This window comes from Streptococcus sp. STR1/CE/0325 (genome assembly GCF_055386095.1).
Genome location: NZ_AP045018.1, coordinates 422,562 through 441,091, shown reverse-complemented (window position 1 = coordinate 441,091; position 18,530 = coordinate 422,562). Strand labels below are relative to the sequence as shown.

At 43.8% G+C, this 18,530-nt stretch carries 18 protein-coding genes; all 18 read right to left on the bottom strand.

The window, feature by feature from the left end; translation table 11 throughout:
• Nucleotides 1-9: 9 nt before the first annotated feature.
• Nucleotides 10-684, bottom strand: a complete 675-nt coding sequence (locus tag ACZ49W_RS02320) for an ABC transporter ATP-binding protein (protein WP_464813732.1) — start codon at nucleotides 682-684, stop codon at nucleotides 10-12.
• Nucleotides 681-1,757, bottom strand: a complete 1,077-nt coding sequence (locus tag ACZ49W_RS02315) for an ABC transporter permease (protein WP_464813731.1) — start codon at nucleotides 1,755-1,757, stop codon at nucleotides 681-683. Before ACZ49W_RS02315 ends, ACZ49W_RS02320 begins: the two co-directional genes overlap by 4 nt.
• A gap of 240 nt (nucleotides 1,758-1,997) precedes the next feature.
• Nucleotides 1,998-3,509 (bottom strand): zinc ABC transporter substrate-binding protein AdcA, encoded by a 1,512-nt coding sequence (locus ACZ49W_RS02310; RefSeq protein ID WP_464813730.1) that lies wholly within the window; start codon nucleotides 3,507-3,509, stop codon nucleotides 1,998-2,000.
• A 127-nt stretch (nucleotides 3,510-3,636) separates the two neighbouring features.
• Nucleotides 3,637-4,551: a thioredoxin-disulfide reductase gene (gene trxB / locus ACZ49W_RS02305; protein WP_464813729.1), complete on the bottom strand. Its 915-nt coding sequence runs from the start codon at nucleotides 4,549-4,551 to the stop codon at nucleotides 3,637-3,639.
• Nucleotides 4,552-4,590: 39 nt separating this feature from the next.
• Nucleotides 4,591-4,815, bottom strand: a complete 225-nt coding sequence (locus ACZ49W_RS02300; protein WP_464813728.1) for a DUF4059 family protein — start codon at nucleotides 4,813-4,815, stop codon at nucleotides 4,591-4,593.
• Nucleotides 4,816-4,821: 6 nt separating this feature from the next.
• Nucleotides 4,822-5,565 (bottom strand): amino acid ABC transporter ATP-binding protein, encoded by a 744-nt coding sequence (locus ACZ49W_RS02295; RefSeq protein WP_464813727.1) that lies wholly within the window; start codon nucleotides 5,563-5,565, stop codon nucleotides 4,822-4,824.
• Nucleotides 5,558-6,346, bottom strand: a complete 789-nt coding sequence (locus ACZ49W_RS02290) for an amino acid ABC transporter permease (RefSeq protein WP_464813726.1) — start codon at nucleotides 6,344-6,346, stop codon at nucleotides 5,558-5,560. The genes ACZ49W_RS02295 and ACZ49W_RS02290 overlap by 8 nt, the downstream gene beginning before the upstream one ends.
• Nucleotides 6,347-6,356: 10 nt before the next feature.
• Nucleotides 6,357-7,175, bottom strand: a complete 819-nt coding sequence (locus ACZ49W_RS02285; protein ID WP_464813725.1) for a transporter substrate-binding domain-containing protein — start codon at nucleotides 7,173-7,175, stop codon at nucleotides 6,357-6,359.
• A gap of 105 nt (nucleotides 7,176-7,280) precedes the next feature.
• Complete coding sequence (locus ACZ49W_RS02280) at nucleotides 7,281-8,624, bottom strand: DEAD/DEAH box helicase (protein WP_464813724.1); 1,344 nt, start codon at nucleotides 8,622-8,624, stop codon at nucleotides 7,281-7,283.
• Nucleotides 8,625-8,723: 99 nt separating this feature from the next.
• Nucleotides 8,724-9,719, bottom strand: coding sequence for a phospho-N-acetylmuramoyl-pentapeptide-transferase (gene mraY, locus ACZ49W_RS02275; RefSeq protein WP_464813723.1), 996 nt, complete (start codon nucleotides 9,717-9,719; stop codon nucleotides 8,724-8,726).
• A gap of 7 nt (nucleotides 9,720-9,726) precedes the next feature.
• Complete coding sequence (gene pbp2x / locus ACZ49W_RS02270) at nucleotides 9,727-11,967, bottom strand: penicillin-binding protein PBP2X (RefSeq protein ID WP_464813722.1); 2,241 nt, start codon at nucleotides 11,965-11,967, stop codon at nucleotides 9,727-9,729.
• Nucleotides 11,968-11,972: 5 nt separating this feature from the next.
• The gene (gene ftsL, locus ACZ49W_RS02265) at nucleotides 11,973-12,296 is read right to left on the bottom strand and encodes a cell division protein FtsL (protein WP_464813721.1); all 324 of its coding nucleotides are present in this window, start codon (nucleotides 12,294-12,296) and stop codon (nucleotides 11,973-11,975) included.
• Nucleotide 12,297: 1 nt separating this feature from the next.
• Nucleotides 12,298-13,248, bottom strand: coding sequence for a 16S rRNA (cytosine(1402)-N(4))-methyltransferase RsmH (gene rsmH, locus ACZ49W_RS02260; protein ID WP_464813720.1), 951 nt, complete (start codon nucleotides 13,246-13,248; stop codon nucleotides 12,298-12,300).
• Nucleotides 13,249-13,356: 108 nt separating this feature from the next.
• Complete coding sequence (locus ACZ49W_RS02255) at nucleotides 13,357-13,761, bottom strand: hypothetical protein (RefSeq protein ID WP_464813719.1); 405 nt, start codon at nucleotides 13,759-13,761, stop codon at nucleotides 13,357-13,359.
• Nucleotides 13,762-13,884: 123 nt separating this feature from the next.
• The gene (locus ACZ49W_RS02250; RefSeq protein ID WP_464813718.1) at nucleotides 13,885-14,139 is read right to left on the bottom strand and encodes a DUF896 family protein; all 255 of its coding nucleotides are present in this window, start codon (nucleotides 14,137-14,139) and stop codon (nucleotides 13,885-13,887) included.
• A gap of 23 nt (nucleotides 14,140-14,162) precedes the next feature.
• Nucleotides 14,163-16,202: a glycine--tRNA ligase subunit beta gene (gene glyS, locus ACZ49W_RS02245; protein WP_464813717.1), complete on the bottom strand. Its 2,040-nt coding sequence runs from the start codon at nucleotides 16,200-16,202 to the stop codon at nucleotides 14,163-14,165.
• Nucleotides 16,195-17,115 (bottom strand): glycine--tRNA ligase subunit alpha, encoded by a 921-nt coding sequence (gene glyQ, locus ACZ49W_RS02240; protein WP_464813716.1) that lies wholly within the window; start codon nucleotides 17,113-17,115, stop codon nucleotides 16,195-16,197. Before glyQ ends, glyS begins: the two co-directional genes overlap by 8 nt.
• Before the next feature lie 266 nt (nucleotides 17,116-17,381).
• The gene (nagA, locus tag ACZ49W_RS02235) at nucleotides 17,382-18,524 is read right to left on the bottom strand and encodes an N-acetylglucosamine-6-phosphate deacetylase (RefSeq protein WP_464813715.1); all 1,143 of its coding nucleotides are present in this window, start codon (nucleotides 18,522-18,524) and stop codon (nucleotides 17,382-17,384) included.
• Between the last annotated feature and the right edge of the window lie 6 nt (nucleotides 18,525-18,530).

Here is an 18,530-nt window from a genome sequence, read left to right as displayed (position 1 = left end):
CCAAACTCTTTATCCTTCAACCAATTCTAGCTTGCCGTCCTCCAAGCGGTAAATTCGGTCCACTAGATGCAGCACCCGATCATCATGGGTAACCATGATGCCTGCCTTTTGACGTTGTTTGATTTCTTTTGCGATCATCTCCACCACCTGAATCCCTCTTTCACGGTCAAGGCTGGCCGTGGGTTCATCAGCCAAGATGAGCTCTGGATCATTCATAAAGCTTCTTGCAATGGCTACCCGTTGGCGCTCACCACCAGACAAACTTTCTGGATATTGATCTTGCTTGCCTTTTAACCCTAGACTCTCTAGCAGGTCTTCTGCTAACTGAGATGAGGCTTGTCCACTGAGCTGCTGGCTCAACAAAAGCTGTTCTTTGACCGTCAAGAAAGGTAGTAGCTGATGGGTTTGAAAGATAAAACCAATCTGATGACGGCGCAACTGTGTCCATTCCTTTTGACTTTTACCAACCAAGTGATCGCCTAAGCGAATTTCACCACTATCTGCTGATAACAGCGCACCTAGGATAGATAAAAAGGTAGATTTCCCTGAACCAGATGGCCCAACAATCGCAATCAAAGCCCCTTTTTCTAACTCAAGAGAAATATCATCTAAAATCACCCGTCTTTCTTTACCGTCTTGGTAACTCTTAGACAGATTTTTAACCTGCAAATTCAATTTACTCATGCTGGATTACCTCCTATGGTCATCAATGGATCAACTTTGGCTACTTTTCTTACAGATAAAAGCCCCGCCAGTAGAGAAATCAATAAGAAAGCGACAGTGGTCACGAGCATATCCTGTCCTGACAAATCAAATGGCATCGCATCTGGCAAGCCAAGAGATAAAGCATACACCAACGCATTGCCCCCAACTAGACCAAAGACAGCCAACAAGAGAATCTGACTGAGTAGCATGCGGCTAATCTCACCCATGGTCATACCAAGTGCTTTCATTACGCCATACATGGCTTGTTTTTGAATGGTAATGATATAGAAGAAAGCTCCTAAAATAGCTGAGCTAACAGAAATCAAGACCCAAATAATCAAATGAATGGTCAACTGTTCTGCCTCATAACCTGGCAAGTTTTGAATAATCACTGCCTTATCCACGACATGCGCCCCAGACAAGGTCTTAATCGATGGTTTTTCCTTTAAGGCTAGAGCCGTATAAGTGACTTCTCCTTTTCGATGGCCGGCTTGACGCAAATGCTCAAGCGTATCAAGTGAGATATAACCAACACCCACATGACTATATTTCGCATCCTTGATAAAGCCCTGAACCGTCAAGGTTTCCTTAGAGCTACTATCGATCACCTTATCTCCAACCTTGATACCCTTATTTTCAAAAGAACGGTCTAAAACAATACTATTTTCCTGACTAAAATCTGCCTTTGGTGCCATAAAACCTTTTGGATCAACAGCAAAGTAAGCCACATCTAACTTTTGATCTTCTGCTTTCTTGGTCAGATAAGCACGCTGGACACTCAGCAAAGCCGATTCTTGATCACCCAACTCTTTTTTCCACTCTTTGACTTGGTCCTTGGTCAAATTAGATGCCGATAAACTATTGTTATCCCCTTCGCTTTCAATCACATAATAGGAAGCAGGGCTAGTATTAATAGCCGCAGAGATAGCTTTTGACAGACCATGTGCCAAACCAGATAAAAAGATGACCATGAAAATCATCAAAACCAAAATCAACTCAATCAGCAAATAATGCTTGCGATTTTTACGCATCTCTTTCCAAGATAAGAACATAAGAGACTCCTTTAATTAGAATGATTATTATTTATAAACTTATGATAGCATGAGATAGTTCTCCTGTCAACTATTTAGAATTATTCTAATTTATTTTTAGATAATCTAGTCGTTTCATTTGCTTTTAGGACGAGGTCTAGACATAACTGGAGTTAGGCAAGATGAGTTAACAAAGTCAGAAAAGATAAACGAAAAGACTATAAAAAGAAGACTAGGAATTCCTAGTCCTCTCATGAGATATTAGTGTGCGATGATTTCCTGAGCGATTTCATGACCGCTGAGTTTCTTTGGATAGTAGGTTGGCCAGTTATCCATCTCTTCTAGGAGTTTTTCTTGGCTTTCGCCACCAAAGAAGATATGGAAGTGCTCAGCATCTTGTGGCGCAATCGCATGATCGCTAAACTGCACATACTTGAAGGAGCCGGCATCCTTGTTCGTTGCTTCAAACAAGTAGCGTACACCACGATTCCCTTTCTTATAGGTCAAGACCTTATAACCCACATACTTGTAAGTGTAGGTTTTGGACTCACCATTTTGCACAAAGGTCATGGTGTTTTTCTTGCCATTAATTTTAATCTCAGAAACATCGGTTTGATAACCCTTAGTGTAGTATTCTTTGTACTCTTTTGCGGTTTTATCCTTGTTAGCCTTGGCCTTATAGTCCCATACAGGATCGAGTGTGCCGTCTTCGAGGTAAGGGTAAACAGACTGCCAATCTCCAGACCAATCGGAGAGTTTACGGTTCTTGATGTCCTTATCCTTGAAGTAACCTTTTTCCACCGTCTTACTGTCATCTTTTTCTGCTTGGATAGCTTTACCTGCTTTATCTGTCGTCAGACGTAGATGTTTCAAATTCTCCCGCATAATAGAGAAATAATCCTCACCTGCTGCGACCTCTTTTTTAGTCAGACTTTCAATAGGATTAAGTACTTCAGTCTTCACTCCAGCTTCTTTGGCAAGGGTTTTGGCCACAGCTTGAGAGGCATTTTCCTCGAAATAAATATAGTTAATGCCATATTTTTTAACGTACTTACTCAACTCAGCCATACGTTTTGCGGTTGGTTCACTCTCAGCAGAGACCCCTGTGATAGGCACTTGATTGAGCCCATAATCAAGCGCCATGTAACCAAAAGCAGCATGCTGGGTTACAAAACTTTTTTGCTTAGCATTAGATAAACCTTCTTGGTATTCTTTGTCCAAGGCCTTTAATTTTTCAATATAACGTTCAGCATTTTCCGTGAAGGTTGTTGCATCTTCTGGATGCGCCTTGATCAAGCCATCTCGGATGTTCTCCACTAGGGTGATGGCACGCTGAGGCGAAAGCCAAAGATGAGGATCATAAGCATGATGATGGCCTTCATGACCTTCCTCTTCTTCCTCTTCCACGCCCTTGGTCAAGAGCATATTACCACTGGCTTTGACCACATTGAGTTTCTTATTATCAATTGATTTTTGTGTTTTTTTGACCCAAGTTTCGAGACTATCATCCATGTAAACAAAGTCATTGGCTTTTTGGATACGCGTGATGTCCTTGGTTGATGGCTCAAAATCATGAACCTCTGTCCCAGGGCCAATCAAGAGACTGACATCCCCTTTATCGCCGACAATATTTTTGGTAAATTCATAGACAGGATAAAATGTGGTGACAATGCTAATCTTTTTGTCCTCTGCTTGGCTTTGCTCGGTCTTGGTCACTCCAAGAATAAGCAAGAGGCTAGCCGCCAAAAGGGCTAATAAACGTAACGGTTTCATCTGTTCCTCCGTGATTAACTGGTTAATTTTTTTACCAGTTAAGTATATCATATTTTCATGATTTTGCAAGGAAAAAATTCCTAGATGCAAAAAGCGAGGTGGAAAAACTCCAACCTCGCTATTTGACTTAAAATCCTGATGTAATATCTTGATAAGCAGCGATACCTGCTGTTGCACCGTCTCCGACTGCTGTGGTGATTTGGCGCAAATCTTTCTTTCGCACATCTCCCACCGCATAGACACCAGAAACAGCCGTTCTCATGTGGTTATCTGTCTCAATCCAGCCGGCTTCATCTGTAATTCCCAAGTCCTTAACCATGCTAGAAACTGGGTCTAAGCCAACATAGATAAAGACTCCGCCAAAGGCTTGAGTGCTGATTTCCTTAGTCTTGACATTTTCAAACTCGACCTCTGTCACCTTAATATCATTTCCTTTGATTTCACGTACCACGCTATCCCAGATAAAACGAATCTTAGGATTGGCAAAAGCACGTTCTTGAAGGATTTTTTGGGCGCGCAGTTCATCACGTCTATGAACAATGGTGACGCTATTGGCAAATCGAGTGAGAAAGAGGGCTTCTTCCACCGCAGAATCACCGCCGCCAACAACTAATAAATCTTGACCTCTAAAGAAGGCGCCATCACAGACCGCACAGTAGGAAACCCCTCTGCTGGCATAGGTAGCTTCTCCAAGAACACCCAAGGTTCTATGCTTAGCTCCTGTTGCGACAATCACAGTTTTGGTTTCATAAGTTTGATCGGCTGTTTTGATGATTTTAACGCCATCCTTATCGGTAATGCTCTCTACAATACCGTAAATGTTTTCCACCCCAAATTTTTCCAGAGGTTCGTACATCTTCATAGATAGCTCCGGACCAGAAATCAGCTCATAACCAGGGTAATTCTCAATATCAGCTGTGTTATTCATCTGACCGCCCGGTGCGCCTTGCTCTAAAAGCGCCACTTTAAGGTTACTTCTTGCAACATAAAGAGCCGCAGTCATCCCTGCTGGACCTGCGCCAATCACAATCGTATCATACATCTTGCTTTCTCCTTTTTGACTGAGTGATTTGCTTTATCTTTAGGCTTTGATCATAATGATAATCGCCATAAACGCAAAAGAAAGAATAGGCATGCTGACCAAAGCCATCATCAAGGTATCATAGAGCGCCGCTTGGCGTTCTTTGAGCGTTTTGTCAAGTCGTTTGCCAGCCCTATAAAAGAGCCAAACCCCACCTGATAGCGTCACCATGATGACAGACATCAGCAAGCCTTGTAAGTAAAAATTAAAAATTTCTAATAACATCTTGAATTAAATATAAGTCTTTTGATAAGACGCAAAAAATTCCTTGGTCCGTTCATGCTTAGGGTGATGGAAGAGCTCTTCTGGTGTGCCTTCTTCCAAGATTTTTCCCTTTTCAAGAAAGAGCACCTTATCTGCCACTTGATAGATAAAATTCATGTCATGGCTGACCAAGAGCATGGTTTGCCCTTCTTTTGCCGCCTTGAGGATGGATTTTTCTACCTCACCAACTAACTCTGGGTCAAGAGCTGAGGTTGGCTCATCAAGCAGAAGAACATCTGGTTTCATGGCAAGAGCCCTCGCCAAGGCTACCCGTTGCTTTTGCCCACCTGACAAGTGTCTTGGATAGTGATTTTCACGGTCAGACAAACCGACCTTGGCCAACTCTTCTTTGGCAATGCGGGTCGCTTCCTCATCTGATAAGCGCTTCACAACAACTAGACCCTCCTTGACATTATCAAGGGCTGTTCGTCTTTCAAAGAGGTTAAACTGCTGAAAAACCATGGCTAATTTGCGTCTAAGAGCGATCGCTTGCTCCTTGGTGATGGTTTTAAAATCCACTTTGAAATCATCAAGAGAAATCGTGCCAGAATCGGGTTCTTCTAGATAATTGAGACTGCGTAGAAAGGTTGATTTCCCCGCTCCAGAAGCCCCAACGAGAGCCACCACTTCACCTTTTTTGATATCTAAATTGAGATGATCGAGGACTTTTTGCCCAGAAAAGGTCTTGGTCAAACCTCTAATTTCAATCATGTTGCCCTCCTACTTGTAACTCTTCTGAAGATGGAATAGCCATCTTGCGCTCGATAAAGCGACCGAAGAACTCAATGACAATGCTCACCGCCCAGTAGATCAAGGCTACCGAGATAAAGCGTTCAAAGTAACGGTAATCACGTCCACCTAAGATCTGCGCTTGAGCAAACATCTCTACGATTCCTGCATTAAAGGCAAGGGACGTCCCCTTGGTCAAACCAATCAAGGTGTTGATGAGAGTTGGTGTGGCAATAACGGCTGCATTTGGAATAATGACCCGCCGATAAATCTGACTAGAGGTCATCCCTAGACTTTTTGCTGCCTCAATCTCACCACTATTCACCGCTAAAATCGCCGCTCGAATGGTCTCACTGGTATAGGCTGCTTCGTTAAAAGCAAAGGCTGTGATGGCAAAGACCACTGCTGGAATTTGATTAATCTGCCAGTTGAGACCGTAGGATTGATTCAACGCCTTTAAAAGAAGCGGAATCCCGTAGTAACTGAGCATGAGCTGTACCAAGACCGGTGTTCCCCTTAAAAAGCTGACCACTACCGCTTGAATGGGATAGATGATTCTAACTCGATTGAGCTTGACAATGGCAAATAAAAGCGCCAAGAGGAGGCCAAAAAGAGAGCCTCCTAAAGTCAAACCAAGCGTTACTGGTAACTGTTCTAAAATGGTTGGAATGGCATCAAAAACGGCTCGCACGCTAAAGAGCCGACCATCTGGAAGGCTATCTACAAAGCCTTGATACCACCCAGCTGCTAATACACTATTCATATCTTATCCTTTACTTTGTCGGTAAATGACGGGTAAGGTCTGAACCAAAATAGGTTTGGCTTAACGTTTTCAAGGTGCCGTCTTTTTCCAAGCGCTCAAGTCGTTTATTAACGAATGTTCTCAGCTGCTCCCCTTCTTTGTCTTTGGCAAACAAGAAATATTCCAGACCATCCTTGTCACTTCCGACCTTGTCTTTTATATCTGTGATACTAAGGTTGATCCCTTGATCTTTTTTGATGGTTTCAAGGGAAACGCGATCAAACAAGACAAAGTCTATCTGGCTACTTTCCACATGTTGGAGACGCTGGGTCAAGGGCACACTATTGGCAACATAGTTAATCTTAATGGGTTCTTTATCTGGATTTGCCTTGTTCCAATCTTCTAAGACTTGTGTGTAGTTGGCACCAGCATAAGCTTCTGTGGTCTTTCCAGACAACTGGCTTAACTTAGTCCATTTGCTGCCTTTTGGACCAGCAATAGCATAATTGGATTTAGAAATAGGACGTGAGTAAAGATACTTACTAGAACGCTCCTTGCTGTAGTTGAAATTATTAGCAGCCACCTGATAGCGACCAGCATCCAGACCCGTTAAAATCGAAGAAAAAGGAACGGTTTCAAACTTGAGGTCGTAATCCTTTTGCCCCTTAAAAATCGCCTTCAACAGATCAATATCATAACCCTTAAAATCGTCCTTATCCTTGTAGGTAAAAGGCGCAGTATCTGAGTCTGTCGCAACGACAATGGTCTTGCTGGCTGCAAATACTGATTGACAGGCCAAAGCAAGTCCTATTCCCAACAACCAAAGACTGGATTTCAGCCATTTTTTCATCCTATTACCTCACTTTCATTTGTAATGGTAATAGTTTATCACAAGTTAGTCCTTTTTCCCAATATTGATTTTCTATCTATTTGATAAAGAAACCTTATCAAGCCCTTAAAAGGTTTGCTTCTTCGCCTTACGTTCAGCTCTACCTTGGGCGCGGCGTTTGGCACGATTTTCCTTACGGCGTTTTTCATTAACTGCCCATTGGATCTTTTTCTTGTAGCCCGGTTTGATCTTTTTCTTTTTCTTTTTGACAAGACCAAGCATTTCTGTGTCTAGTTTTTCCTTGGTCTTTTCACGGTTAGCCCTGCGATCTCGGTCGTAAGTGTCTTCGATTTGCCCATTTTTCAAGACCTTTGGCACAAAGCGGATACCCATCTTCTCCAACTCACGAATATCTGAATCGTCACTCGGCTGATAAAGGGTAATGGCAATTCCAGAAAGCCCATTGCGCCCTGTACGCCCCACCCGATGGACAAAGAAGCTCAAATCTTGTGGAATGGCATCGTTGATGACATGGCTGACTCCCTCAATGTCAATACCTCTGGCTGCCAAATCAGTGGCCACGATGTACTGATAATCAAGGTTTTTGACCTGATTCATGATACGCTTGCGCTCACGTGGCGGCATATCTCCGTGAATCTTGGCGACTTTTAAACCATTTGCCACTAGAAAATGATGCAACTCATCAGCTCTGGTCTTGGTATTGGCAAAAATCATAGCCAAATAAGGCTGCATGGTTTTTAGGATGGCGAGAATTTCTTGGTTCTTATCGCGTCCCTTGGTGGAAATCAGCCAATTGTCAATGGTATCTGCAATCACCGTCTCAGTTTTGATTTTCTCCATGAGGGGTTGATGCAGGTATTTTTTCAAGAAAGGTTGTAATTTTTGCGGAATGGTGGCTGAAAAGACGAGAATTTGCACCTCTTGACCCAGACGACCAGCAATCCGGTCCACCGTATCCAAAAAGCCCATATCAAGCGTCATATCCGCCTCATCCACCACAAAAGTCTTGGTCTTATGAACCAAGAGCTCCCCAGACTGGATCATATCCTCAATCCGACCAGGTGTTCCAATCACAATATGGGGCTGGGCTAACTTGAGCTTGTCTAATTGGCGCTGCTTATCCGTTCCTCCCACATAATTGACCACACGAACCTCGTCGTCAAAAAACTTAGCAACTTGCTGACTAGCTTGGTAAATCTGGGTCGCCAATTCTCTACTTGGTGCTGTGATGATGGCTTGCACCTCATTTTTTTGGGGATCTAGCTGCTCAAAAATAGGGAGCAAAAAGGTATGAGTCTTGCCTGAGCCGGTCTTTGACTCTCCGACCACATCTCGTCCAGACAGGACAACTGGAATCAACTTTTCCTGAACAGGCGTTGGGGTCACAAAGCCAATATCGTCCAAGGCTGCTTGTATTTCTGGTTTAAACTTAAATCTTTCAAATGTCATGCTTCCATTATATCACAAAAGAGCGCAAAACGACCATTCTTTGCCCTTGCTTTAAGAAACACAAAAAAAGATTGGGCCTAGCCCAACCTTTACGGATGCTTATAAATAGAGGATGGCAAGCGTGATAAGACCCATCACAAGCCCAACTAGCCAAAAGAAACCATCAACCTTCCACTCACTCCAAGCCTTTCCTTTTCCGCTAAAGCCACCGAGTTCAAAATGATGGTGAAGTGGAGTCATACGAAAAATGCGCCTGCCCTCGCCGTATTTTCGCTTAGTGTATTTGAAGTAAGCCACCTGAAGCATCACCGAGCTGGTCTCACAAACATAGACCAAACCGATTAAAAGCAAGGTCCACTCTTGATGGAGGATGATGGAGAGCGCTGCTAGCATGGCACCAAGTGCAAGACTACCGACATCGCCCATGAAAATCTTAGCTGGTTTTTTGTTGTAGCAAAAGAAGGCCAAAAGTCCACCAATCATACTGATGATAACAAGAAGCATATCATACTGCTCTTGTACATAAGCAATGACTCCATAAGCCGACAAACTAATCACGACTAAAATCGAAGCAAGCCCGTCTAAACCATCTGTCAAATTGACCGCATTGGAAAAACCAACCAGCCAAAAAAGGACGAAGAAAAAGTAAAGAAAGCCTAGAGGCAAGGACCAGCCAAAGACATTGAGCTGGTCGCTACCGCTTGGATAGACATAAAAGATGTAAAAGAGAAGACCAGCTAGGATCTGCGCTAGCATCTTCTGACGAGGGGTCAAGCCTTCATTGATCTGACGAAAAATCTTTAAGAAATCATCCATAAAGCCAATCAAACCGTAGATAAAAATGACCAATAAAAGACCGACCACAGCTCCTGTGAGGTGCGTTGCAGCTGCTAAAAAGAAGCTCACCACCAAAGAAACGAGCAGAAAAACGGTTCCTCCCATGGTCGGGGTCCCTGCTTTTTCTTGGTGTTGATGCACATCTTCGTGCATCTGCTGACCACCTATTTTTTTCTTTTGAAAAAAGGTCATAAAATGCGGAATAGCTAGGAAAGTCAACACAAAGGTCAGCCCTCCTGCAATGAGACTTAAAAACATAATCTTTCTACTCTTCTCCTAATGTAATGGTTATTTTTTTCAACTTGGTCATGCTGGTGCCGACGTCAATATTTTGTTTAACGACCACTCCAGATGAATCACCTTTATAAGTGACCTTCAACCCTAACCACTTGGCAAAGGTCTCTACATTTTCCTTGGTCCAGCCGTACATATCCGGCATGGTTTCAAGATTGCTGGTTAAAATAAGGATTTGTTCATTAGCCTTTAGCTTTTCGCCTTCTTTGACAGACATCTTGCTGACCTTGCTTCCTGTTCCAAGAACAATTGGATGCACAAGGTTTCTTCTTAGAATATCAGAAAGAGCTCCTGGTGAGGTTTTCCCGACTTCTGGCATGCGGTAGGTCATCTCCTTATCTGAGGTCACAGCAGGTTCCATCAAACTATCACGCATGATCATAGCTTCTTCTAAGACAGGATTGACCACATCTTTCCAGAAAAGACCTGAGAAGGTTTTCGCTTGCTGAACGGTCACATACATGAGAAAGTCTGGGTTTTCAGAAGGCACCATGGCCACCACTGAGTTGATGGTATCTTTTTCTCCTTGCAGATACCCTGACCCATCTGGTGCTGGAATTTGCGCAGTTCCTGACTTGACGGCAACGGATTCATTTCCCACTTGGATAATGGGGCCATCGGTTCCATAAAGCGTTCCCTTATCTGGGTCTGTTCCAACCGTTACCATATAATCCCTAACTTTTTGAGCCACTTCTTTTGGCACGGGATGTCCCACGACTTCTTTTTGAGACAGTCTAGCTGTGTTGGTATTGGGATCATAGATTTGGCTGATGAACTGCGGCTCTAACATATCGCCGTCATTTGAGATGGAAAGAAAGGCTCTTAGCATCTGAGTTTGCGTGACAGCGATTCCCTGACCAAAGGCACTCATGGCAATACTAACGGCATTGTCTGAAGGCAAAAGTCCAGTGGATTCATCTCCCATACCAAAACGTGTTGGAAATCCAAAACGGAACTTAGACAAATAGTTCAACCACTTGTCATTACCCATTTTTTGCTCCAAAAGAGTCATCCCAACATTACTTGAAAAGGCAAAACCTTGGGCAAAAGACATATACTCTCCACTTGAGAGCCCCATATTGACACTCCAGTCCCTAATCGTGGCATCCGCAATTTTAAGCTCAGCATTGTTATAGATTTCGTTTGGATGAAAGACCCCTGAGTCAATCGCAGCGGCCAGCGTCATCACCTTCATGGTCGATCCGGGTTCATAGTTGGTCTGATAAAGAGCGCTACGCCAGGTAAAATCCTTGGTTAGCCCCTTTTTAGTGTCCGAATTAAAGGTCGGTCTTTGCGTTGTGGCTAAAATTTCACCGGTCCTTGCATTGACCAAAGTAGCGCTTGCCTCCACCCCTTTGGTTTCTTTTTGAAAGACATCCATCTGCGTTTCCAAATAGCGCTGAATAGGGTCAGAGAGCGTGGTGTAGATATCCTTTCCATCAACAGCCTCACTCTTTTTCGTGCCTGTTCCAAGGAGGGTATTGCCGTTTTTATCTTTTTGATAGGTAATTTTACCATCTTGACCCGACAAAATATCATCAAAAGCGGCTTCAAGACCAGTTGTTCCCACCAGACTCTTGTTGCCTTCCTTATCTTCCTTGGTTTGGGCAAGCCCAATAAACTGCGACGCAAAAGTTCCATTTGGATACATCCTGCTGACACTGGTTTCAAAGGAAATACCTTCAATTCCAGCTTCTTTTGCCGCATCCTTGATGCTGGTCATAGTGCTGTAAGTCAGACCAGATCCCTTATTTCCAAAATAAACTTGGGTCAGATTATCTTGAGCGAGCTGCTTTTTAACATAGTCCTTGTCCATTTTAAGGTACTGGCTAAAAAGATCCGCCACCTTATCATACTGGGATTGGGTGACATATAGCTTTTTTTGATCCGCCGATACATAAGACTTGTCAATAATGGCATAAACCGTATAAGTCACCGAATCTTCTGCGATGACATTGCCATCACGGTCATAAATGGTCCCACGCTTAGCTGGAATGGTCTGCGTTCTTTGATAAACTTGCTTAGCCCCTTCTGATAGCTTGACACCGAATCTTTTATCTGTTCCAACGATAATGACAAAATTGATGATGAACACAAAAAAGATAAACACACTCATCATCATCAAATTTTGTCCGACACGTTCTCGATTTTCAGCAGGCGTTTTTCTGTCTTTTTGCACATAAGCTAAAAATCGCTTTTTTAGATCTTTCAATCGTCCTATTCCACCTTACCAATATTGTCATGTTTGATGGTCATCCCATCATCCGTCGCTATCTTAGACACGCGGTCATAACGACTCAATTCATTGACTTCTTGTTTTGCATCATTGAGCTCTGTTTCTTTCTCGTCAATGCGGTTGTTTAACTGAGTGATTTGTTGCTGGACTTGCTGCTGCTTGCTTTGCAGGTAAATAATGCTAATCGCCATGGTAATAGCGGTCAACACAATAGCTCCGTAAAAGGCCTTTTCAAGACGCGTCAAGGTTCTAATATGGTCTTGAAGCGCCTGTGAAAGGGCATCTTGTCGTCTTTGTCTTGTCATCTTAATTCCTTATCTTTTCAGCCACCCTAAGTTTGGCAGAATGAGCACGATTATTACTTTCAAGCTCAGCCTCACTCGGCAAAATCGGCTTTCTGGTCACCAATTTCATCTTTGGCTCTAAGTCTTTTGGCACAAAAGGCAAGCCCTTTGGTACATCAAGCGTACTTGCTTCCTTAAAAAGCTGCTTAGTTAAGCGGTCTTCTAAGGAGTGAAAGGTAATCACTGAAATCCTGCCACCAGGTGCCAACATTTCCATAGCTTGACTAATGGACTCATCAGCTGCACCTAGCTCATCATTGACCTCGATGCGGATAGCTTGGAAAATTTGCTTGGCAGGGTGACCTTTTTTCTTGAGTTCTTTGGCGGGCTTTCCTGCCTTAATCAACTCCACCAGCTCAGTTGTGGTTTCAATCGGTTTAACTTGTCTAGCTTGCTCAATCTTTCTAGCGATTTGTTTGGCATAATTGTCTTCACCGTACTTGAAAAAGATACGCACCAAATCTTGATAGGAGTAAGTATTGACCACCTCATAAGCTGAAAAAGCAGCCTCTTGATTCATCCGCATATCGAGCTTCGCGTCTTGCTTATAAGAAAAACCGCGCTCTCTTTGATCCAGCTGAGGGCTAGAAACACCTAAATCATAGAGAATGCCGTCAATCGCCTCGACTCCATGTTCCAAGAGTCTTGCTCTCAAATGCCTAAAATTATCCTTGATAAAGGTGACTTGTCCTTTTACGACATAATCCTTGAGGCTTTCCTTCGCATGGTCAATCGCTGTTTGATCTTGATCAAAACAATAAAGGTGACCTTTTTCACTCAGTTTGGAAAGCAAATAACGGCTATGCCCTGCCCCTCCTAGAGTGGCATCCACATAAATGCCATCTGGCTTGACCTCTAATTGATCAACGGTTTCTTTTAATAAAACGGTTACATGCTGAAAATCTTCTGTCATGCTTCTATTTTATCATATTTCTAGGATTTTTCTAAACCAGAAACCAACTTCTCCCTCAAATCTGTCCAAAAAAGGCTGGGACACTGACCCAACCTCCTTTTTCCTCTTTTAATCATTATCCACAGGCTCTGAACTCTTTGAGATCATTTCCTTAGTATCTGCATTGAAGGTATAGTCGTATTCCTTCCCATTAGAAACAAATTCGATTTCGATTTCATTGATTCCGTCATCTAGATCGGTTGCAACCTTAGTAAAAGTGGCATTGCTCTCCTCGATACCTGCATCTTCAAGAGCAGCTTTTTTAGCCTCGTCCTTGGTCATCTGATTTGCTGCACTGGTGTTAGTAGCTGTTTTTTCAGATGAAGTGCTAGAGGCAGCTTGCGATGAAGAGCTAGAAGCCACTGTTGCTTGGCTAGATGATGGTGCAGTTGCCGTCTGCTTACTCGCACAAGCTCCTAAAACCAATAAGCTAGCAAGAGTGAGTCCCGAGAGGAACAGTGTTGTTTTTTTCATGATGGTTTGTCTCCTTTAATCTTTCGTGTTAGTTTACACGATATTTCCCAATTTTAGCTTAAATCCTTTAAATTGTCAATGAAAAACTACCCAAGCTAAATTAGCTTAGGTAGCTCTTTTCTCTTAATCTTTATCGTCTAGGGAACGACCGTGCAGACCTTTTTCACGTTGCACTTGTTTGAGTTTTTCAGGGGTCACATCATTGCCTTCTTCATCAACAATCTTGATGCCTTCGATATGGGCACGCACAGAACGGCGGTAACCTTCGATATATTCCTCACGAAGAGTAGCTTGTTCCGCTGCTTCTTCTGGTGTGAGGCCTTCTTCTTTTTTCTTTTTAGCCAGTTCGTTAATGCGATCGATTTTTGCTTGTTCCATGGTTATCTCCTTTTAATCTTGTATTATTTGGTTTCGAGGTGGTTAAATTGGGCTAGTTTTTCTGCTTTTTCTTTTAAAAGGCTAAGCAGTGCTAGACGGTTGGCTCTAATCTCCTCGTCTTCAGCCATGACCATGGTTTGGTCAAAAAAGGCAGTGATGACAGGTTCTAGAGCAAAGAGTTTTTCAAGGTTCTCTTTTGGATCTTGAGTCAAGTCAAGGTCTAAGACAGCTTGATAAAGCCTTCTTTCTGCTTCATTTTCAAACAAGTCCTGGCGAATCTCTGTGACAGTTGTTGTCTTTTGTGCCAAGTTAAAGACACGCGCCAAACTTTCCACAGCTGTTTTGTAGCCTGCTGTTTTGGAGAGTTCGACCAAGGCAGTCGCCACATCGATGCGCTCTCTCACGACAAAGTTTGGACTAAGCAGTACCGCCTCACGGATGTCTTTGGCTACCTTTTGATCCGACAAAATTTTCTCTACCCGTGCCTTGATAAAGGCCTTGACCTCTTCCTTATTGGCATAGGTAAGCCCCACTAAGTCTAAATCATAGAGTTGATCCACCAAGTCTAGGAGGTCAATATCCCAGCCAAACTTATCCAAGATACGTACCAGTCCTTGCGTAGCCCGACGCAAGGCATAAGGATCGTTTGAGCCACTTGGAATCAAGCCGACACTAAAGAAAGAAAGCAGTGTATCTAGCTTATCTGCCAAGGCAAGAAGGGCACCTACTGGGCTGTCTGGTAAGTCTCCCTCACTGCTGATAGGCAGATAATGTTCTCTGATGGCAGTGGCAACAGTTGGTGTTTCTCCTGCTAAAAGGGCATATTTTTCCCCCATGAGACCTTGAAGCTCATCAAATTCACCCACCATCCCCGTGAGGAGATCAAATTTGTAAATGTCTGCCGCACGTAATAGGTCTGCTTGATCCACATCTTCTGGAATCTGCTTGGACAAGACTTCTGCGATAGCTTTGGTCCGCTTCATGTGTTCAGAAAGAGAACCGATTTTCTCGTGGAAGGTGACATTAGAAAGTTTTGCCACCAAGTCTGCAATGACCAATTTTTGATCCTCACGCCAGAAAAATTCCGCATCTTCTAGACGAGCAAGGAGCACTTTTTCATTTCCCTTGATGACATTCTCTAGCTCCTTGTCATCTCCGTTACGCACTGATACAAAGGCAGGAAGCAGACGACCAGACTTATCTCTCACGACAAAGTAACGTTGATGATTCTTCATGGAGGTCACCAAGACTTCCTCTGGCACATCAAGGTATTTGGCATCAAAATGTCCCATAAAGGCAGTTGGGTATTCCACTAGATTGAGAACTTCGTTGAGCAGGTCTTCGTCAATCTCCACCACCACATCATGGGCTTTTTCTAAAGCCTTGATCTGCTCAATGATGAGGTTTTCGCGCTCCCGAGCATTAGTCACGACAAACTGACGGCGCAAATCTTCTTCGTAACTGCTAGCATTTGCAATCTCTGTCTGACTACCCAAGAAACGATGACCACGGCTCACTCGTCCACTCTTGATGCCTAAAAAGTCCATCTCAAGAATCTCATCACCAAGCAGTACCACCAAGGTGTGAACTGGGCGAATGTATTTAAAGCGATGATTGCCCCAATGCATATTAACAGGGAAGGTCATGGCGTTTAGGACCTCTGGTAGGTCTGCTAACACGTCCTTAGCTGGTTTTCCTTTTTCATTTTTGGTCACATAGAGATAACTTTCCCCCTTGACTTCACGAAACGTGATGTCCTCTAGGGTCAAGCCCTTCCCACGCACAAATCCTTGAGCTGCCTTGGTAAAGTTGCCCTCCTCATCCAGAGCAATCTTCTTAGACGGCCCCTTGAAGTCCTCGGTCAAATCTTCTTGTTCATCGGCTAAATCTACCACACGAACCGCCAAACGACGCGGGGTAGAAAACATCTCAATGCGCTCAAAGGACAATCGATTGTCCTTTAAAAAGGCAATCATGCGCTCACGCAACTGCTCCATGCTCGGTGTCACCACATAAGCGGGCATCTCCTCCAAACCAAGCTCCACTAATAGATTTTTAGGCATGGTCTTCCTCCTTTAGTAAGTCTGCTCTTGTTTGTTCATCTAGCAAAGGATAGCCCAGACGCTTTCTCTCTGCCACAAAGGTTTTGGCTACTTGACGAGCCAAATTGCGGATACGCGCGATATAGCCTGCCCGCTCGGTCACAGAAACAGCCCCCCTAGCATCCAAGAGGTTAAAGGTATGTGAACATTTAAGGACATAATCATAGGCAGGATGAACCAAATTCTCCTCTAAGCAGCGCTTGGCTTCTGCTTCAAATTTTTCAAAATTCGCTAGAAGCAAATCCTGGTCACTGACCTCAAAGCTGTATTTAGAATGTTCATATTCAGGCTGGGTAAAGATTTCACCGTATTTCACCCCTTTAGTCCACTCAATGTCATAGACCGAATCCACCTCTTGGATATAAGAGGCAAGACGCTCCAAGCCGTAAGTCACCTCTGCGGTCACAGGCATGGTCTCAAGTCCCCCCACTTGTTGGAAGTAGGTAAACTGAGTGATTTCCATCCCGTCTAACCAGACCTCCCAGCCCAGACCAGCTGAACCAGTCGATGGGTTTTCCCAGTTGTCCTCAACAAAGCGAATATCATGCTCTAAAGGATTGATACCCAAAACTTCCAAACTTTCCAAATAAAGCTCTTGGATATTATCAGGACTTGGCTTCATGACCACTTGAAACTGGTGGTGCTGGTAGAGGCGGTTAGGATTTTCCCCGTAACGGCCATCTGCTGGTCGTCTGCTTGGCTCCACATAAGCCGCATTCCATGGTTCTGGTCCAATCGCCCGTAAAAAAGTATAGGGACTCATGGTTCCTGCTCCTTTTTCATTATCATAAGCCTGCATCAGCATACAGCCCTTGTCGCTCCAATACTGTTGCAAGGTCAGGATAATCTCTTGAAAGGTTAATTTTTTTGCCATCTTACTCTCCTCTCGACAAAAGAAAAAGAACCACGCTTTTTCCCCTCTATGCCTTAACATAGGGGCGTTGAAAACGCGGTTCCACCCTAATTTATTACTTCATTGTTTATATATAATATGGTATCTATCCAGCTGAAACTGCCTCAGTCAAAACGTCTCATCATCTGGCTCTCACCACCCCAGACTCGCTTGGATAAGTCCTGTCTTGTCCTTTTTCAGCTGTGATTATTGTAGCACAAAGTCTGGTCAGTGTCTAGTCAGAACTGTTAGGCGTCAAAGACTTTTTCACCATCCACAAAGGTCGCCTTTAATTCCAAGTCTGGGGTCAAGACGATAAAATCTGCCGCGTGACCTGACTTGATTTGACCACAGGTGTCTTCGAGCCCCATGGTTTTAGCTGGTACGTAGCTAGCCATGCGAATGGCCTCAACCACATCAGCCAAGTCCCACTCGACCACATGTTTCACCCCATCTTTTAGCTTGAGGATAGAGCCAGCAAGGCTTCCATTAGATTTGAGGCGAGCGGTTCCATTTTCCACGATAACAGGAAACTCACCCAAGATATAGTCGCCATCTTGCATGCCCCCTGCACTCATACAGTCGGTGATCAAAGCCACATGGTCATAACCCTTTTGCTCCATTAAGATCTCACAAGCAGATGGATGCACATGGTAACCATCACAGATAAGCTCAGCATAGGTGTTTGGCAAATTATAGACGGCTCCCACCATACCAGGTTCACGGTGGTTGAGACCGCGCATGCCATTATAGGCATGAACCCAAACACTGGCGCCTGCTTCCACTGCTTTTTTGGCTTCATCATATCTAGCATCTGAGTGACCTAATGCAACGACCAAGCCTTTTTCCTTAGCATAAGTGATAAACTCTACTGTCCCCTCACGCTCTGGGGCAATGGCCATCTTGGTCAAAAGACCTTGGGAAGAAGCCAACCACTGATCCAGCTCTTCCTCGCTTGGATTTCTCATATAGCTTGGATTTTGCGCGCCCTTATATTTTTCTGTAAAATAAGGTCCTTCAAAATAAAGCCCTTGAATCTTAGCCCCTTTGACCTTATCCTTGGCTTCCACACTAATCCTACAAACCTCATCCAAGGTCTCAAAATCAGCCGTCAAAGCCGTTGGCAAAAAACTGGTCACCCCTGTTGAAAGTAGTTTCTCACTCATGATTTCAAGACTTTCACACTTACAGTCCATGACATCTGCACCCGCATAACCATGCACATGCGTGTCAAATAGACCTGGCGCAATCCAGTAACCAGTATAATCCAAGAAGTCCTCACCAGCTGGAAGAGTCTCTAACCACTCGCCAAAACGACCATCTCTGACTTCCAAATATCCTCCCTCTTTCTTGTCATAAGGGTAAATAAAGGCATCTGCTTTGATATACATCATCGT

Excerpts from the sequence above, each read along its gene's own strand:
- ACZ49W_RS02310 (WP_464813730.1), bottom strand. The coding sequence starts at position 3,509 with ATGAAACCGTTACGTTTATTAGCCCTTTTGGCGGCTAGCCTCTTGCTT.
- ACZ49W_RS02250 (WP_464813718.1), bottom strand. The coding sequence starts at position 14,139 with ATGGAACAAGCAAAAATCGATCGCATTAACGAACTGGCTAAAAAGAAA.
- glyQ (WP_464813716.1), bottom strand. The coding sequence starts at position 17,115 with ATGGCAAAAAAATTAACCTTTCAAGAGATTATCCTGACCTTGCAACAG.
- ACZ49W_RS02315 (WP_464813731.1), bottom strand. The coding sequence starts at position 1,757 with ATGTTCTTATCTTGGAAAGAGATGCGTAAAAATCGCAAGCATTATTTG.
- trxB (WP_464813729.1), bottom strand. The coding sequence starts at position 4,551 with ATGTATGATACGATTGTGATTGGCGCAGGTCCAGCAGGGATGACTGCG.
- ACZ49W_RS02285 (WP_464813725.1), bottom strand. The coding sequence starts at position 7,175 with ATGAAAAAATGGCTGAAATCCAGTCTTTGGTTGTTGGGAATAGGACTT.
- ACZ49W_RS02300 (WP_464813728.1), bottom strand. The coding sequence starts at position 4,815 with ATGTTATTAGAAATTTTTAATTTTTACTTACAAGGCTTGCTGATGTCT.
- ACZ49W_RS02320 (WP_464813732.1), bottom strand. The coding sequence starts at position 684 with ATGAGTAAATTGAATTTGCAGGTTAAAAATCTGTCTAAGAGTTACCAA.
- ACZ49W_RS02290 (WP_464813726.1), bottom strand. The coding sequence starts at position 6,346 with ATGAATAGTGTATTAGCAGCTGGGTGGTATCAAGGCTTTGTAGATAGC.
- glyS (WP_464813717.1), bottom strand. The coding sequence starts at position 16,202 with ATGCCTAAAAATCTATTAGTGGAGCTTGGTTTGGAGGAGATGCCCGCT.
- ftsL (WP_464813721.1), bottom strand. The coding sequence starts at position 12,296 with ATGACAAGACAAAGACGACAAGATGCCCTTTCACAGGCGCTTCAAGAC.
- mraY (WP_464813723.1), bottom strand. The coding sequence starts at position 9,719 with ATGTTTTTAAGTCTCATTGCAGGAGGGCTGACCTTTGTGTTGACTTTC.
- nagA (WP_464813715.1), bottom strand. The coding sequence starts at position 18,524 with ATGTATATCAAAGCAGATGCCTTTATTTACCCTTATGACAAGAAAGAG.
- ACZ49W_RS02255 (WP_464813719.1), bottom strand. The coding sequence starts at position 13,761 with ATGAAAAAAACAACACTGTTCCTCTCGGGACTCACTCTTGCTAGCTTA.
- ACZ49W_RS02280 (WP_464813724.1), bottom strand. The coding sequence starts at position 8,624 with ATGACATTTGAAAGATTTAAGTTTAAACCAGAAATACAAGCAGCCTTG.
- ACZ49W_RS02295 (WP_464813727.1), bottom strand. The coding sequence starts at position 5,565 with ATGATTGAAATTAGAGGTTTGACCAAGACCTTTTCTGGGCAAAAAGTC.
- rsmH (WP_464813720.1), bottom strand. The coding sequence starts at position 13,248 with ATGACAGAAGATTTTCAGCATGTAACCGTTTTATTAAAAGAAACCGTT.